This is a genomic window from Burkholderia sp. 9779_493 (assembly GCF_015712215.1).
GTDB lineage: Bacteria > Pseudomonadota > Gammaproteobacteria > Burkholderiales > Burkholderiaceae > Burkholderia > Burkholderia cenocepacia.
In genome coordinates, this window is sequence record NZ_JACCQA010000025.1 from 1 (window position 1) to 15,640 (window position 15,640).

Below are 15,640 nucleotides of genomic sequence, written 5' to 3' on the forward strand. Positions count from 1 at the left end.
GTGATCAGTCCAGGTTGGCCCACGATGCGCTCCGGCAGTTCAAACCGCCGCCAGCATGCGCCGAAACCCTCGAACTACGACATTTCAACTTTGCTCAGATGCGACATTACAACTTTGCTCTTACACACAAATTGTCGATAATTCACGTTATGTAAAATTGAGTCGCTAGCGAAAACCGGTAGTTCATCGCCCGCAACGCCTATGAATGCCGCCGCCTGCCGTCACGGCGCGCAAGCCGATTTGCTCACGCTCACCGATGGCCTGTCTATCGCTCGAAGCGCCCAAACACTCCGCTGCTGCATTCGCACCGGAACTACGTCGCCGGCCGCTCGCCGATTCCGCGGCATCGCCTCGAAGTCCTGCGCCTGCTGGCGCTCGAAGCGCACAGCACAGCCCATGAATCGGCGGCAGCCTGCACGCGCGTCAACCCGCCGTCGCTGCTACGCGCGAACATCCGCGCTGGACGTTCCGCTCGATGAAATGCTGCCATGAGTCGGTGTTCATGGACACGTTCGCGACCGTGCTCGCCAAGTGGCGCGCTCGCGCTGGATCTACCGCGCGCATGGCATTCTGGGCCGCCCTGGACAGGCATCGACCCACCCGCAGATACCGCCGAAATATTTGAACTGCCGACGCAGGAAGTTCGGGCGTTGTAACGCGTGTGATATCTTCCGACCAAACGCTTTCAATTATTACGGGGTTATTTCGCATGACACGGGGTCTGTCATACGTCTGCATTTCACTCGCGCGCGCACACGATCGCCGCGCAGGAATGGTCGAGGAATTCGCGAAACAAAATATCAATGCGCGCTTCTTCGACGCCTTCGAACTCAAAGGCTGCGGCCACGGTATCCCCGGGTACGACACCGGCGCCCGCCTTCGCCGTTACGGCTGGCTGCTGTCACCGGGCGAGCTCGGTTGCTATCTCAGTCATCGCGCTGTCTGGCGACAACTTGTGGAGTCGGGGAGCAACGCGTGCTGCATCATGGAGGACGACGTGGCGTTACTGGATGGCTTCAAATCCGCGACCGAAGAACTGTACGCCACGCGCGAGCACTGGGACATGGTGCGATTGATGTGGCTCAACAGGCGCGAGCAAACCGAATACGCACACCTGTCGAGCGGTACAAAGCTGATGTGGATGGAAAGCCCGGTCGGTTTGCAGTGCTACATGATCACGCGCGAAGCAGCCGAAGCCATGCTCGATTACACGTCCAGGATTTTGCACGCCATCGATATCGCGTTCGATCGCAATTGGGAACACGAGCAGCGGATGTTTGTCACTGAGCCGCAATTCGTCCAGGACACCGGCGCACCGACCACGATCCTTGATCGCTCAGACGCCCGCACGCTCGTACAACGGCTGAAAGCCAAATATCACCGGAAGGTCGATCGTATAGCGGCACGCGCGTACGCCAAGAAGCACCGTCCGTCGAGTCCGATAACGCTTGACGAGCGAAAAACGATTGACGCGTGAGACCTGCGATTGAAAGCGGCGGCACCCGGCGCGTCGGCGCGCCGTCGCCAGTCCGGGCGATCATCGAGCCGGCCCCGCCCTTTCTAAACCGGCATCGAGCCGCCGACCGTCGCCCATGGACGGCGACCAACTGGCATCGAGACATCCGCAAAGCGGGCGCGCCGCACGCATCGCGGCGCGCCCACACTCAACCGACCGTCAGACGGCCATCACCGTCACCGACTTCGTGACGAGATACGGCTCCAGCGCTTCCGGCCCGCCTTCCGACCCGTAGCCGGAATCCTTCACGCCGCCGAACGGCATTTCCGGCCACGGCGTCGCCGGCTGGTTGATCCACAGCATCCCGACTTCGAGGCGCTGCGTCAGCAGATGCACGTTCGCGAACGAACGCGTGAACGCGTAGCCGGCCAGGCCGAACGGCAGACGGTTCGCCTCGGCGATCGCCTCCTCCAGCTTGTCGAAACCGCGAATCGCCGCAACGGGGCCGAACGGCTCGTTGTTGAACACGTCCGCTTCGAGCGGCACGTTCGCGATCACGGTCGGTGCGAAGAAGTTGCCTTCCGCGCCGATCCGCTCGCCGCCGGTTTCGATGCTCGCGCCGACCTTGCGCGCGTTGTCGACGACCGACGCCATCGCGGTCAGGCGCCGCGGGTTCGCGAGCGCGCCGAGCGTCGTGCCTTCCTCGAGGCCGTTGCCGACCTTCAGCCCTTCGGCGTGCTTGACCAGCGCGCGCGTGAATTCGTCGCGGATGCTGTTGTGCACGAGGAAGCGCGTCGGCGAAATGCACACCTGCCCTGCGTTGCGGAACTTCGCCCCGCCGGCGGCCTTCACCGCGAGCGCGACGTCCGCATCCTCGGCGACGATCACCGGCGCATGGCCGCCCAGTTCCATCGTCGCGCGCTTCATGTGCTGGCCCGCGAGCGCGGCCAGTTGCTTGCCGACCGGCGTCGAACCCGTGAACGTGACCTTGCGGATCACCGGGTGCGGAATCAGGTACGACGAGATTTCAGCCGGATCGCCGTACACGAGGCCGATCACGCCCGCCGGCACGCCCGCATCGACGAACGCGCGCAGCAGCGCGGCCGGCGATGCCGGGGTTTCTTCCGGCGCCTTCACGAGGAACGAACAGCCGGTCGCGAGCGCGGCGCTCAGCTTGCGCACGACCTGGTTGACCGGGAAATTCCACGGCGTGAACGCCGCGACCGGGCCGACCGGCTCCTTCACGACCGTCTGCTGCGCGCCGAGGTTGCGCGGCGGCACGATCCGGCCGTACACGCGGCGGCCTTCGTCCGCGAACCATTCGATGATGTCGGCCGCCGACAGCACTTCGACGCGTGCTTCGGTGAGCGGCTTGCCCTGCTCCTGCGTCATCAGCTGTGCAATCGTGTCCGCGCGTTCGCGCACCAGCGCGGCCGCCTTGCGCATCGTCGCCGCGCGCTCGTGCGCGGGCACCTTGCGCCATGCCTCGAAGCCGCGCTGCGCGGCGGCGAGCGCGCGGTCGAGATCGGCGATGCCCGCGTGGGCCACCTTGCCGATCGGCTTGCCGGTCGCCGGGTTCACGACGTCGATCGTCTTGCCGCTCGCGGCGTCGACCCACTCGCCGTCGATCAGCAGTTGCGTATCCGTATAAGTCACATTAGCCATCCAGACACCCCTACATTGCGTCGATAAAACGCGCGCTGCCGCGAACGGCCACGCGCCGGTTGACAGAAAAAGCCGAGCCGCCGGGGCAGGCACGCACCCGGCGGCATCGACGGCAGGCACGCCGGCCCGCCGTCGTTTTGCAGCGCACCGCGCTCAGCGCGCGGCCGCCGTCGCCTTGCGGAGTTTCGCGACGTCCGCCGCCTGCACGGCCGGCGCGCCGTTGTTCCAGCCGGCGCGCATGAACGTCAGCACGTCGGCGACCTGCTGGTCGTTCAACTGGTTCGAGAACGCCGGCATCGGATACGCGGACGGCACGCCACCGATCACGAGCGTGTCGCTGCCGTTCAGCGTCACGTTGATCAGCGACGATGCATCGGCCTCGAGCACGTTCGGATTGCCGGCGAGCGGCGCGAGCAACGGTGCATAGCCGCGCCCGTCCGCCCCGTGGCAATGCAGGCAGTAAGCGTTATACACCTTCGCGCCCGGATCGGCTGCCGGCCGGCCCAGCGCGACCTGCGTCGCCTTCGGATCATAGCGGTACGGCGGCGCGCCCGTGCCGCCTGCCGCCGGCAGCGATTTCAGGTAGCGCGAGATCGCCGCCAGATCGTCGTCGGTCAGTTCCTGCGTGCTGTGGTTGATCACGCTCACCATCGAGCCGAACGCGGTCGCGTGCTGGTTCGCGCCGGTCTTCAGGAACTGCGCGACGTCGGCCTCGTTCCAGCGGCCGAGCCCGGTGTTGTGCTCGCCGGTCAGGTTCGACGCGAACCAGTTGTCGATCGACGCGCCGGACAGGAACGCCGCGCCGCTTTCGTCGAGCGCCTTCTCCTGGAAGCCGACACCGCGCGGCGTGTGGCACGACCCGCAGTGCCCGAGCCCCTGCACGAGATACGCGCCGCGGTTCCACATCGCGTCCTTGGCCGGCTTGTCCGCGTACGGCGTCGTGTCGAGGAACACCGCGTTCCACAACGCGAGCGGCCAGCGCATGTTGAGCGGCCACGGGATGTCGGACGGCCGGTTCGCCTGCTTCACCGGTTCGACGCCGTGCATGAAGTACGCATACAGCGCCTTCACGTCGTCGTCCTTCAGCTTCGCGTACGACGGATACGGCATCGCCGGATACAGGTTGTGACCGTCCTTCGCGACGCCCTTGCGCAACGCGCCGGCGAAATCCGCTTCGGTATAGCCGCCGATACCCGTCTCCGGGTCGGGTGTGATGTTGGTCGTGTAGATCGCGCCCATCGGCGTGACCATCTTCAGGCCGCCCGCGAACGGCGTGCCGCGCGGCGCGGTATGGCACGCGACGCAGTCGCCGGCTTTCGCGAGATACGCGCCGCGCGCGACGAGCGCGCTGTCGGCGGGCGCCGGCTGCGCGGCATGCGCGGCCGTGCCGCCCACCAGTGCGGACAGCGCGAGCAACGACGCGCGGAGCGTGTTCAGGTTCAGGGTGAGATGTCGCATGATGTTCCCCTCCCCTCAGGCCGTTTTCAGCTGGTTGCCGACCGGCAGCTTGCGCAGCCGCGTGCCGGTGGCCGCGAAGATCGCGTTCGACAGCGCCGCCGCGGTCGCGGCCGTGCCCGGCTCGCCGATTCCGCCCGGCGCTTCGCCGCTCTTCACCAGATGGACTTCGATTGGTGGCACCTCGTTGATGCGCATCATCCGGTAGTCGGTGAAGTTGGTCTGCACGACGCGGCCGTCCTCGATCGTGATCTCGCCGTACAGCGCGCCCGTGATCCCGAAGATGATGCCGCCCTGCACCTGCGCCTCGATCGTGTTCGGATTGACGAACATCCCGCAATCGACCGCGCACACGGCGCGCTTGACCTGCACCTCGCCGCCGTCCACCGCGACGTCGATGACGATCGAGAAGAAGCTGCCGAACGCGTGCATCACCGAGACGCCGCGCCCTTGCCCCTTCGGCAGCGGCGCGCCCCAGCCGGCCGCCTTCGTCGCGACGTCGAGCACGTTGCGGGCGCGCGGCGTCTTGTCGAGCAACGCGCGGCGGTATTGCACCGGGTCGGTCTTGGTCTGCGCGGCCAGTTCGTCGATGAAGCTCTCGACGACGAACGTGCCGCGCGTCGGCCCGACGCCGCGCCAGAACGCGGTGGGCACGTGGCGCGGCTCCTGGCGCACGTAGTCGACGAGCTGGTTCGGCAGGTCGTACGGCAGTTCGGCCGCAACCTCGACCGCGTCGGGATCGACGCCGTCCTTGAACGCGGGCGGCGCGAAGCGCGCCATGATCGACGAGCCGACGATCCGGTGCTGCCACGCGACCGGCTTGCCGTTCGCGTCGAGGCCGGCGGAGATCTTGTCGTAGTAGCACGGCCGGTACATGTCGTGCTGCACGTCTTCCTCGCGCGTCCAGATCACCTTCACCGGCGCGTTGACCTGTTTGCCGACCTTCACGGCCTGGCCGACCATGTCGGTTTCGAGCCGTCGGCCGAACCCGCCGCCGAGCAGGTGGTTGTGCACGACGATCTTGTCCGGCGGCAGCCCGGTCAGTTGCTGCGCCGTGTCGCGTGCGCGGGTCGGCACCTGCGTGCCGACCCAGATCTCGCAGCCGTCGCCGCGCACGTGCACCGTGCAGTTCACGGGCTCCATCGTCGCGTGGGCGAGCAGCGGCTGTTCGTAGACGGCGTCGACGCGCGTCTTCGCGTTCGCGAACGCCTTGCCGACGTCACCCTCCTTGCGTGCGACCGCGCCCTTGCCGTTCGCCGCCGCCTGCGCGAGATCCGCGAACAGATCCTTCGTCGACACCTTCGCGCCCGCGCCTTCGTTCCACTTCACGACGAGCGCCGACGCACCGCGCTTCGCGGCCCACGTGTGATCGCCGACCACCGCGACCGCGTTGTCGACGCGCACGACCTGGCGCACGCCGGGGATCTTCCTCGCGGCCGTGTCGTCGACGCTCGCGACCGTGCCGCCGAACACCGGGCTGTTCACGATCACCGCATACAGCATGCCGGGCAGGCGCACGTCGAGCCCGAACTGCGCGGTGCCGTCGACTTTCTCCGGCGAATCGAGGCGCTTCGCGGGCGTTCCGATCAGCTTGAAATCCGCCGGCTGCTTCAGCGCGACGTCCTTCGGCACCGGCAGCTTCGCCGCGGCGTCGGCCAGCTGGCCGTACGATGCGCGCCGGCCGCTCGGCGGATGCTGCACCTCGCCGTTCGCCGCGCGGCAAGTGGCCGGATCGACGTTCCATTGTTTCGCGGCGGCCGTGACCAGCAGCGTGCGCGCGGTGGCGCCCGCGCGGCGCATCGGTTCCCACGCGTAGCGCACCGACGTCGAACCGCCGGTGAGCTGGCCGCCGAGCAACGGATCGAGGAACAGTTTCTCGTTCGGCGGCGCATGATCGAGCGTCACGCTCGACAGCGGCACTTCGAGTTCTTCCGCGATCAGCATCGGCAGCGCCGTGTAGACGCCCTGCCCCATCTCGACCTTCGGCATCACCAGCGTGACCTTGCCGGCGCGGTCGATCTGCACGAAGGCGTTCGGCGCGAACACGCCGGGCGCCGCGGGTTCGGCCGCGTCGCCGCCGATCACCGAACGGCGTGCATCGTCGCCCGCGGCCGGCAGGCTGAAGCCGAGCAGCAAGCCGCCGCCGGCCGCGGCACCGAGCGACATGCCGAGTTTCAGAAACCCGCGGCGCGACACGCCCGCGCCGGCCCGGCCTGCTTCGAGGAGTCCTCGCGACATGTCAGGCCTCCTTCGCGGCTTGCTTGACCGCGGCGCGAATCCGGTTGTACGTGCCGCAGCGGCAGATGTTGCCGGCCATGGCCGCGTCGATGTCGGCGTCGCTCGGGTTCGGGTTCGATGCGATCAGCGCGGTAGCGGCCATCACCTGCCCCGACTGGCAGTAGCCGCACTGGACGACGTCGAGCTCGCGCCAGGCCTGCTGGACCTTGTGGCCGGCCGGTGTCGCGCCGACGGCTTCGATCGTCGTGATCTTGCGGCCCGCGACCGCGGCGACCGGCAGCACGCACGAACGCGCGGCGACACCGTCGAGATGCACGGTACACGCGCCGCATTGCGCGATCCCGCAGCCGAACTTGGTGCCGGTGAGGCCGACGACGTCGCGCAGCACCCAGAGCAAGGGCATGTCGTCGGGGGCGTCGACCGAGCGGTTTTCGCCGTTGATGTTGAGGGTGATCATTCAGCCTCCGGGGCCGTTGTATTGGGGAAGCGGCGCGAACGAGGCGCGCTGCGCCGTGTGGTCGTCGTCATCGCCGTTGCGTCGTGCGCAACGGGTGCCGCGCGGTCCGGGTGCGGGCGGGCCGCGGCGGTGGTGTTGCGTGCTGCGTCGTTACTCGGCCACGTCGATGCCCGACAGCACCTTGATGACCGGCGGGGCGGTGAACCAGTCGGCCGACTTCGTGCGGAATTCGCCGAAATACGGGCTCGCGAGGTGTGCGTCGAATGCCGCCTGATCGTCGTAGATCTCGTACAGATGCAGGTTCGGCGAACCGTCCTGTTCGCGGAACAGGTCGTAGCGCCGGTTGCCCGGTTCGGTGCGCGTCTTGGCGACCATGCTGCGCAGCTCGGCCTCGGCGGCCTGCGCGTGTTCGGGTTTCAGGAACAGCGAAGCAATCACGTGAAGCGCCATTTTTTCACTCCTTTGCAAACGGAAACGAGCATGCCACAAGCCGGCGTCGGGCGACGCCAGCGTGCAACGGTGGTAGGTGGTCGAGCGGAGGGATCAGGCCAGCTCGTCCGGGCCGACACGCACGACGACCTTGCCGAAATTCTTGCCGGCGAGCAAGCCGATCAGCGCTTGCGGCGCGTCGGCGAGATCGGGGACGACGTCCTCGAGCGTCTTCACCTTGCCCTGCGCGACCCATTCGCTCATGTCCTTCAGGAACGGCGCATAGCCGCTCGCATAATGATCGAGGATGATGAAACCCTGCACGCGGATGCGCTTGCGCAGGATCGCCCCCATCAGCGCCGGCACCCGATCACGGCCGGTCGACAGCGCCTTGTCGTCGTAGGCCGCGTCGTTGTAGTGCGCGATGATCCCGCAGACGGGCACGCGCGCATGGTCGTTCAGCAACGGCCACACCGCATCGAACACCGCGCCGCCGACGTTCTCGAAATAGACGTCGATGCCGTTCGGGCACGCGTCCTTCAGCTTCGCGGCAAACGCCGGATCGTGGTGGTCGACGCATGCGTCGAAGCCGAGCGTGCCGGTCACGTACGCGCACTTGTCGGCGCCGCCCGCGACGCCGACCACGCGGCAACCCTTCAGCTTCGCGATCTGGCCGACCACGGCGCCGACCGCGCCGCTCGCGGCCGCGACGACCACGGTTTCGCCGGCCTTCGGTTCGCCGATCTTCAGCAGCCCCGTGTACGCGGTGAAGCCCGGCATGCCGAGCACGCCGAGCGCGTACGACGGATGCGCGAAGTCGCGGCCGAGCGGGATCAGGTCGCGTCCGTCGGACAGCGCGTAGTCCTGCCAGCCCGCTCCGGCGACGACCAGATCGCCTTCGCGAAACGCCGGCAGGTTCGACGACACCACGCGGCTGACCGTGCCGCCGACCATCGGCTGGCCCAGTTCGGCCGGCGGCGCATACGACGGCGCGTCGCTCATCCGGCCGCGCATGTACGGGTCGAGCGACAACCAGACGGTGCGCAGCAGCACCTGACCGGGGCCGGGCACCGGCACGTCACTCGTTTCGGCGCGGAAGTTGTCCGGCGTCGGTGCGCCGACCGGGCGCGAATTCAGGATGATCTGGCGGTTTGCGGTCTTGCTTTGCGGCATGTGAGCCTCCGTCAACAGGAATGAACGTGCTTCGTGGGCACGATCGGATCAGGGATGGACCAGCAGGAAGTGCACGCCCGTGGCGGCATCGGCGGCCGGGCCGGTGCGCTCGCAGGCAGGCGGTGGGAACGATCGGGACAGCGTAACGCAACGTGAAGCGTTCGTCATGAAGGGTTGAGTAGACCAGTCGTCTAGAATCAGGGCAAAAACAAGGCGCGCCCAGGCGCGCCCGGATTACGACTGCGCTCCGTCGTGTGCGGCCGGCGGCAGGTTCAGCATGCGCCGCGTTTCGGCCATCGCCCTTTCGAGCGGTTTGCGGTTGCGGTGAATCTTTTCCAGCAGCGTCGCGCCCAGCCACAGCTCGTACAGGATCGCGGCCGTGTACGACGGATCGTCGACGCCGCTCAGCGACCCGTCGGCGAGCCCGCCTTCGATGCCGCCCGCGAGCCGCTCGATGATCTGGCTGGTGCCGCGCCGCAATACCGCGCGCATCGCTTCCGACAGATCCGACACTTCCGCGCCGAGCTTCACCGCGAGGCACTTGCCTTCCGGATCGTCCGCGCATTGCGTGTGCAGCCAGTTGTCCCAGTACGTCATCAGGCGCTCGGCGCCCGTGCCGGCCTGGTGCTTGAGCAGGTTGTCGAGATGCGCGAGATAGCCTTCGAAATACGATTCGAGCAGCGCTTCGCCGAATGCCTCTTTCGAGCCGAAGTAATGGTAGAACGAGCCCTTCGGGATGCCCGCCGCGGCGAGAATCTCGTTCAGACCGACCGCCGAAAACCCCTTGTGGAGCATGATCGGCTTCGCGATGTTCAGGATGTGCTGGCGGACTTCGGCGCCTGAAGATGCATTCATGATGGCGTATGGTAGCAACGATTAGACCGGTCGTCTAGTAACGTCGAACCGGCATGTTGAGCGGCACTTTACCCGATCCCCGTCGCGCACCCAATGCCTGGCCGGCGCTCCCCTCACCCGCCCGGGCCGTCCGCGTGCGGCGCGTCACATCGGCGACTCGGTTTCGTCGCAGGCATTTCATCGATCTCCCGCATAAATACGCGCGGCGCATGTGCCGGTGAGCGCGAGGACGCAGCCGGCATTGCACACGAGTGCAATGCGCCGGACCGTTACCGCCTCTCGAACCCGTGACCAGGAACGCCCCATGACCGCTTCGAAACCCGTCCGCCCGACCGCGCCGAACCGCCGGCGCTTCATCCAGCGCGGCGCCGCGCTGACCCTGTCGCCGCTCGTCGGCTCGCTGGCTGCCTGCGGCGGCGACGGCAGCCCGGCCGCCGCATCGTCGTTCGCCGCCACCGGCGCCGCCGATACGTCCGCCCGCAGCTACGGCATCGCCGATCGCTCGATCACGATCAACGTCGTCAACGCGATTCCGTCGACCACGCTCGCGTTCGGCAATGCGGCGAGCCAGAGCGGCTCGACGCCGCAGGCGTCGCAAAGTTTGATCGCGACCGGGCAATCGACCGCCGTCAGCGCGTCGAACAGCTGGGGCGATTGCACGGGATCGTTCAGCCTCGCCGGCGGCGACGCATCGTTCGCGATCGCGTACACGCATCCGTTCGGGTCGCAGCCGACCACCGTCAGCGTCACGCCGTCGGCCGGCTACGTGTCGGGCGCCGACGCCGCGACGTTTCCCGGCCACGACTCGGTCGCGAATCTCAACCTGTATCGCGGCGTCGCGACCGCGAACGGCGCATGGGTCGTCCCGCTCGCGCAACTCGCGACGCCGCCGGCCAACAACTGCCAGGATTTCGCGAACAGCATGTTCGGCAGCAACGTGCGCACGGCCGCGGCGATCCGGTCCGCGTATCACGGCACGGGCTCGCTCGGCTACGTGCCGCCCGCCGACTTCACCGGCGGCCAGCTCGCGGGCTTCGTCGCGCAATGGGTGCGACGCTGGCAGAACGGCGCGTCGTACACCGTGCTGCCCGGCGCCGATGCGCAATTGATCGATGCGCTGAAGCAGTACGTGTCGAGCGCGTCGAACGCGGGCCCGCTGACGATGTGGGTGCCGCAGATCGCGTGGCAGGCCGGCTCCGACCCGGCGGTTTTCTCGCTGACCGGCTATCGCGCGTTCCCGTTCGTCGACGCGCAAGGCAACTGGAACGCGGCCACGCTGTCCGCGTTCCTGACGCTGCTGGCGGCCGGTTCGCACCTCGTCGCGATCAGCGCGACCAGCGACCTGCCGGCGGGCGTCACGATGCAGGCCTTCGACAGTTTCATGGGGGCGAGCGGGCTGGCGACGTCGACGGATATCGGCAATTCGCACTACGCATCGGTCGTGAACACGACGGGCCGCTATTACCTGAGCGTCGGCAACGATTTCGCGCCGGCGAATTGCGGGCTGATCCTGTCGTTTCTGTACGGGCGCACGGTGAACAACCTGCTCGCGGGCGCCGGCACGTACAACACGTTCATCCAGCTCGAAGGCTGGCAGGCCGGCGGCTCGCGCCACAACGCCGACTACGCGACGTATCAGCAGACGTTGTGGAACATCTCGACGTACGGCGCATCCGCGTACAGCGAGAAGCGCGCGACGTCGATCTTCCTCGCGCCCGCCGGCTGGACGCCGCAGGTCTATCAGACGACGCGGATGATGCCGTACGTCGGCGCGTATGCGCAGTCGAACGGCACGCCGCAAGGCTGGCTGAACACGTCGCTCGTGACGATTCCGGCGGACGCGCCGCCGCTGCCGTCGCGGTATGTAGGGAGTTGAGCCGGGCGCAGCGGCCGGCGGTCGGTCGGGCCGGCCGCTCGCGCCACGTCGCTTCGCGCATGCGGCGCCGATCGGCCCTGCAGTCAGCGCGGCGCTTCGTCGGCGCGCTTTCTCATGCGTGCCCGCCGCTCGCTCCGTTCGGCGGCCGGGACGGCCTTGACTCCGCGCAACGGCGGCCGGCGCACGAGCGCCGCCATCTCGCGCCTCAGCGCGTCGAGCTGGTTGCTGCGCTCCGCATCGGTCGCCAGGGCGCCGTCGAGCTGCCCCTGAAGCACGCCGCAGCGATGCAACGCGTCGCCGAGTTGCGCCTGTAGCGCGGCCATGTCCTTCCGCTGCTGCGCATCGCGCTGTTCCGCGCGCGATGTCGCTGCGTCGAGTTCCTTTTGCAATCGTGCGGCCGCGAGCCGCTCGCGATCGATTTCCTGAAGGGCTCGCTTCTCCGATGCGCGCAGGCGCGCCTCGGCGCGGCCCGCGTCGTCGCGCAACCGGTCGAGCTGGGTGGTGAAATCCGCGCGGGCTTCGGCGAGTGCGCGATCGGCCTCCGCGTTGTCGGCTGTCAGGCGTTCGATATCCGCTTGCAGCGCTTGCCGCGATGCATCGTCCGCCGCCCTCGCCTGCTCCAGTTCCTGAATGCGGACCTGCGCGGCCAGCAGCGCGGTCGTGCGTTGCTCCAGCGCGGTTTCGGTGCGGGCCAGTTCGGCCTGCAACGTCGCGACTTCCACTTGCGCCGCGGCCCGCTGGGCTTCGACTTCCGCGCGCAGCGAGTCGAGTGCGGCGGCCGCGTCGGTACTCGACCGGTTCCACAGCGCCGCGACCAGTTCGCCTGCCGCGGCCTGCAGATCGGCCGGCAGGTCCGGGTGCTCGATGCGCACGCGGCTCTTTTCCCGCAGCTCGGCCCAGAACTCGGCCAGGACGGCCGTCGGCGTGCTCATGCTGCCCTTGCGGACGAGCTGGTACAGGCGGTTCGCCGTCGGCGTGATGCCGAAGCGGAAGAACAGCAACGCGCAGGCTTCGCGGTACAGCTCGCGGGTTTTCGGGAAGTCGGCCTTGAGGCGCTCGATTTCGGCGGTCAGGCGGGGTTCGTCGGCGGCGAGATCGGACATGGCGGGGTTTCGTCGGGAATTTGATAAATAATATAACGTAAACCGTTAGATATCCAATCATTCGCCAATTAAGTTTTGACATTATTTCTATAATGTCGAGTGCGATGGTTCATGGCCTCGCATGTGCCATCGCGGAAGCTGTTGGCGGCCTCGCCTTCACCCCAACGTGGTTGCCCGGCAAAAACGCCGCTGCAACCGCCTCGAAAAAACGTCAACATGGTGCGATTGAAGGCTGGCCGCCCTGCTTTGCCGGGGCAACGGTAAAAGACAGAAGAACGAGGAGCCCGCGTTGCGCACATTCCGGATCGGCTTTCGCGGCTTGTTCGTCAAGCTCGTACCGACGTTCATCGTCGTGGGGTTCGTCGCGATGGTGCTGTCGTCGGTGCTGACGAGCGTGTTGTGGCGCACGCATGCGGAAAGCGACATTCGCCGTTTTCTCGGCAATCTCGATCGCCCTGCACTGGCCGCCGCGACCGGCGCCGTCGACTTGCGCGACCCGGTCGCCTGCCGCGCCGCGGCCGACGCGATGTTCTGGCAGATCGCACGAATCGGCGCGCGCGACGTGATGGATTTCGCGCCGATGATGGGCTTCTTCGGCGCCGGCCGGTTGCAGGTGCGCATCGCGCAGCCGGATGGCGCGGGATGCGAAACGTCGCCGGTCGCGTCGCCGCTGCTGTCCGATGCGTTCGCGGCGACACCGGCCGACCCGGCGGCGCCCGACACGATGCTGCATCGTGACGGCGACTGGGCCATCGTCACGCGCATCGCGCTGGCCGGCGGCGCGATCGCGCGGATCGGCGTCCATTACTGGCCGGGCTGGCAACTCCACTACGAGATCGCGGACGACGCCTCGGCCTACGACCTGATCCGCACCGTGCTGTATCTCGGTGCGATGGGCGCGAGCTTCGCGGGCTTGCTCGTCTGGTTGCTGGTGCGGCGCGTGCGGCGGATGACGGCGGCGGCCGACCGCTGGGCGGCCGGCGACTTGTCGGCGCGGATCGCCGATGCGTCGCGCGACGAACTCGGCGCGCTGGCCGCGCATTTCAACCGGATGGCCGATGCGCTCGCGCGGGCGTTCGGCATGCAGAAGGCGCTCGCGGTATCGGTCGAGCGCACGCGCATCGCCCGCGACCTGCACGACACCGCGAAGCAGCGCAGCTTCGTGCTCGGCCTCAAGCTGACCGAGCTGGAATACGAGGCGCAGCGTCATCCCGACCTGTTGCCGACCGTCGGCGCGGCGCGGCGTCTGGCCGATCACCTGCAGCAGGATCTCGACAACGTGGTGACCGGCTTCAGCCTGCCCGCGATTGCCGAGGACGGCCTGCGTGCGGCCGTTTCGCACGCGGTGCGCGACTTGCTGGCCGGCTCGGGCATCGCGTGGTCGCTCGACCTGCCGGATGCCGCGGCGTGCACGCTCGATGCCGATCCGGCGGCCGCGCACGAGTTGCTGATGATCACGCACGAGGCGGTCGCGAATGCGCTGCGCCATAGCGGCTGTCGCCGCATCGACATCGCGTGCGAACCGGGCGACGCGGGTCACGCATCGGCCGCCCGTCCGCCGGCACACTGGCGATGGAGCGTGCGCGACGACGGCGCCGGTTTCGACCCGGCCGCCGTGCCCGTCGGCATGGGGCTCGGCAATTTGCGCTGGCGCGCGGACGCGCTGCCCGGCGGCAGGCTCGACATCGTGTCGGGCGCGGACGGCACGCGCGTGACCGTCCATTTCAATCCGATGGAGACCACATGACCACCATCCTCGTTGCCGACGATCACGCGGTCGTGCGCGAAGGCATCCGTGGCCTGTTGCGGCTCGATGCGTCGTTCGAGATCGTCGCGGAAACGGACGACGGCGCGTCCACGGTCGAGCAGGTACGCGTGCATCGTCCCGACGTGCTGTTGCTCGACCTGATGATGCCCGGCATGGGCCACGCCGGCGTGCCGGCGGTGATTCGTGCGATTCGGGCGGCCAGCGGCGACACGCACATCATGGTGCTGACGTCGTCCGACGACGATGCGCTGGCACTGGCCGCGATCGACGCCGGCGCCGATTCGTTCCTGCTGAAATCGATGCGCGGCGAGCGTTTGCTGCAAGCGATCCATGCGGCCGTCCACGGCGAACCGACGCTGCACCCCGGCATCGCGCAGCGCATGATCGGTGCGTTGCGCAAGCCGCCGCGCAACCCGTTCGCCGCATTGACCGCGCGCGAGCTCGAAGTGCTGCGCTGCCTGGCCGAGGGCGGCAGCAACGCGCGCATCGCCGCGACGCTCGGCATCACGGAAAAGACGGTCAAGACGCATCTCGGCAACGTGATGTCGAAACTGCATCTGTCCGACCGCACGCAGGCCGTCGCGCTCGCGTGGCGCGAAGGATTGATGGCGCCGAAAACCTGACGTCGCCGAGCGGCCAGTGCCGGCCGCGCGTCGACCGCGCTTCCCCGTATCTACGACTTTCGTCGGATCCTTTCCGTCGCCAGCGCGCGACCTTCGCCCGATGCGCGGCGCGGCCGGCGTCCCTAAAGTGGCGCTGTCGCGCGATTCCGCGCATTCGTTACGGCGAAAACATGAGACCTGCCTGGCTGTTGTGCCTTCCCGTCGCGCTGGCGGCATGCGCGCCGCTCGAACCTTCCGCCGCGGGGCGCGACGTGCGCATCGTCACGAGCGACCCCGGCGGCACCTGCCGCCACCTCGGCGACGTGACCGGCAGCCGCGGCAACTTCCTGATCGGCGGCTTCATCCCCGATGCGACGCTCGAAACCGGGGCGCGCAACGACCTGAAGACCCGCGCGGCCGCGCTCGGCGGCAACGTCGTGGTGCTGCTCACGCAGCGCGGCGTGCAAAGCGGCAGTTTCGACGGTACCGACGGCGGCTACCTGCGGCAGACCGGCGTCACGCTGACCGGCAGCGTGTATCGCTGCCCGGGCGCCGGGGCGTGA

13 protein-coding genes are annotated in these 15,640 nt (G+C 68.0%); 5 read left to right on the forward strand and 8 right to left on the reverse strand.

What is annotated here, in order from left to right; genetic code table 11:
- Positions 1-709 precede the first annotated feature (709 nt).
- Positions 710-1,477 carry a glycosyltransferase family 25 protein gene (locus H0X95_RS23910; RefSeq protein WP_012493339.1) on the forward strand — a complete coding sequence of 256 codons (768 nt, stop codon included), beginning with the start codon at positions 710-712 and terminating at the stop codon, positions 1,475-1,477.
- 198 nt (positions 1,478-1,675) lie between these two features.
- Here H0X95_RS23910 and H0X95_RS23915 read toward each other — a convergent pair whose 3' ends face one another.
- The 7 genes from H0X95_RS23915 to H0X95_RS23945 all read right to left on the reverse strand — a co-directional run bounded on the left by H0X95_RS23915 (position 1,676) and on the right by H0X95_RS23945 (position 9,728).
- Positions 1,676-3,121: an NAD-dependent succinate-semialdehyde dehydrogenase gene (locus H0X95_RS23915; protein WP_006482793.1), complete on the reverse strand. Its 1,446-nt coding sequence runs from the start codon at positions 3,119-3,121 to the stop codon at positions 1,676-1,678.
- Positions 3,122-3,274: 153 nt separating this feature from the next.
- A complete protein-coding gene (locus H0X95_RS23920) occupies positions 3,275-4,579 on the reverse strand; it encodes a c-type cytochrome (protein ID WP_059723488.1) in 1,305 nt (434 codons plus the stop codon).
- Between the two features lie 15 nt (positions 4,580-4,594).
- Positions 4,595-6,814, reverse strand: coding sequence for a xanthine dehydrogenase family protein molybdopterin-binding subunit (locus H0X95_RS23925; protein ID WP_006494851.1), 2,220 nt, complete (start codon positions 6,812-6,814; stop codon positions 4,595-4,597).
- 1 nt (position 6,815) lies between these two features.
- Positions 6,816-7,271, reverse strand: a complete 456-nt coding sequence (locus H0X95_RS23930; protein ID WP_006494852.1) for a (2Fe-2S)-binding protein — start codon at positions 7,269-7,271, stop codon at positions 6,816-6,818.
- A 150-nt stretch (positions 7,272-7,421) separates the two neighbouring features.
- Positions 7,422-7,721, reverse strand: coding sequence for a putative quinol monooxygenase (locus H0X95_RS23935; protein ID WP_006482784.1), 300 nt, complete (start codon positions 7,719-7,721; stop codon positions 7,422-7,424).
- Between the two features lie 93 nt (positions 7,722-7,814).
- Positions 7,815-8,873, reverse strand: coding sequence for an NADP-dependent oxidoreductase (locus H0X95_RS23940; protein ID WP_006482783.1), 1,059 nt, complete (start codon positions 8,871-8,873; stop codon positions 7,815-7,817).
- Positions 8,874-9,107: 234 nt separating this feature from the next.
- The gene (locus tag H0X95_RS23945) at positions 9,108-9,728 is read right to left on the reverse strand and encodes a TetR/AcrR family transcriptional regulator (protein ID WP_059723485.1); all 621 of its coding nucleotides are present in this window, start codon (positions 9,726-9,728) and stop codon (positions 9,108-9,110) included.
- Between the two features lie 304 nt (positions 9,729-10,032).
- Between H0X95_RS23945 and H0X95_RS23950 the strand changes: the two genes are divergently transcribed.
- Positions 10,033-11,604, forward strand: a complete 1,572-nt coding sequence (locus H0X95_RS23950) for a hypothetical protein (protein ID WP_059723483.1) — start codon at positions 10,033-10,035, stop codon at positions 11,602-11,604.
- Positions 11,605-11,687: 83 nt separating this feature from the next.
- Here the strand turns inward: H0X95_RS23950 and H0X95_RS23955 are convergent, their stop codons facing one another.
- Positions 11,688-12,707 carry a DNA-binding protein gene (locus tag H0X95_RS23955; RefSeq protein WP_059723480.1) on the reverse strand — a complete coding sequence of 340 codons (1,020 nt, stop codon included), beginning with the start codon at positions 12,705-12,707 and terminating at the stop codon, positions 11,688-11,690.
- A gap of 289 nt (positions 12,708-12,996) precedes the next feature.
- On the opposite strand from H0X95_RS23955, the gene H0X95_RS23960 reads away from it, so the two are divergent.
- From H0X95_RS23960 to H0X95_RS23970, 3 genes are all read left to right on the forward strand, one after another.
- Entirely contained in the window at positions 12,997-14,454 is a 1,458-nt protein-coding gene (locus H0X95_RS23960; protein WP_196446231.1) for a sensor histidine kinase, read from the forward strand.
- The gene (locus H0X95_RS23965) at positions 14,451-15,098 is read left to right on the forward strand and encodes a response regulator (RefSeq protein ID WP_006490644.1); all 648 of its coding nucleotides are present in this window, start codon (positions 14,451-14,453) and stop codon (positions 15,096-15,098) included. The genes H0X95_RS23960 and H0X95_RS23965 overlap by 4 nt, the downstream gene beginning before the upstream one ends.
- A 170-nt stretch (positions 15,099-15,268) precedes the next feature.
- Positions 15,269-15,640, forward strand: coding sequence for a DUF4156 domain-containing protein (locus tag H0X95_RS23970; RefSeq protein WP_034202340.1), 372 nt, complete (start codon positions 15,269-15,271; stop codon positions 15,638-15,640).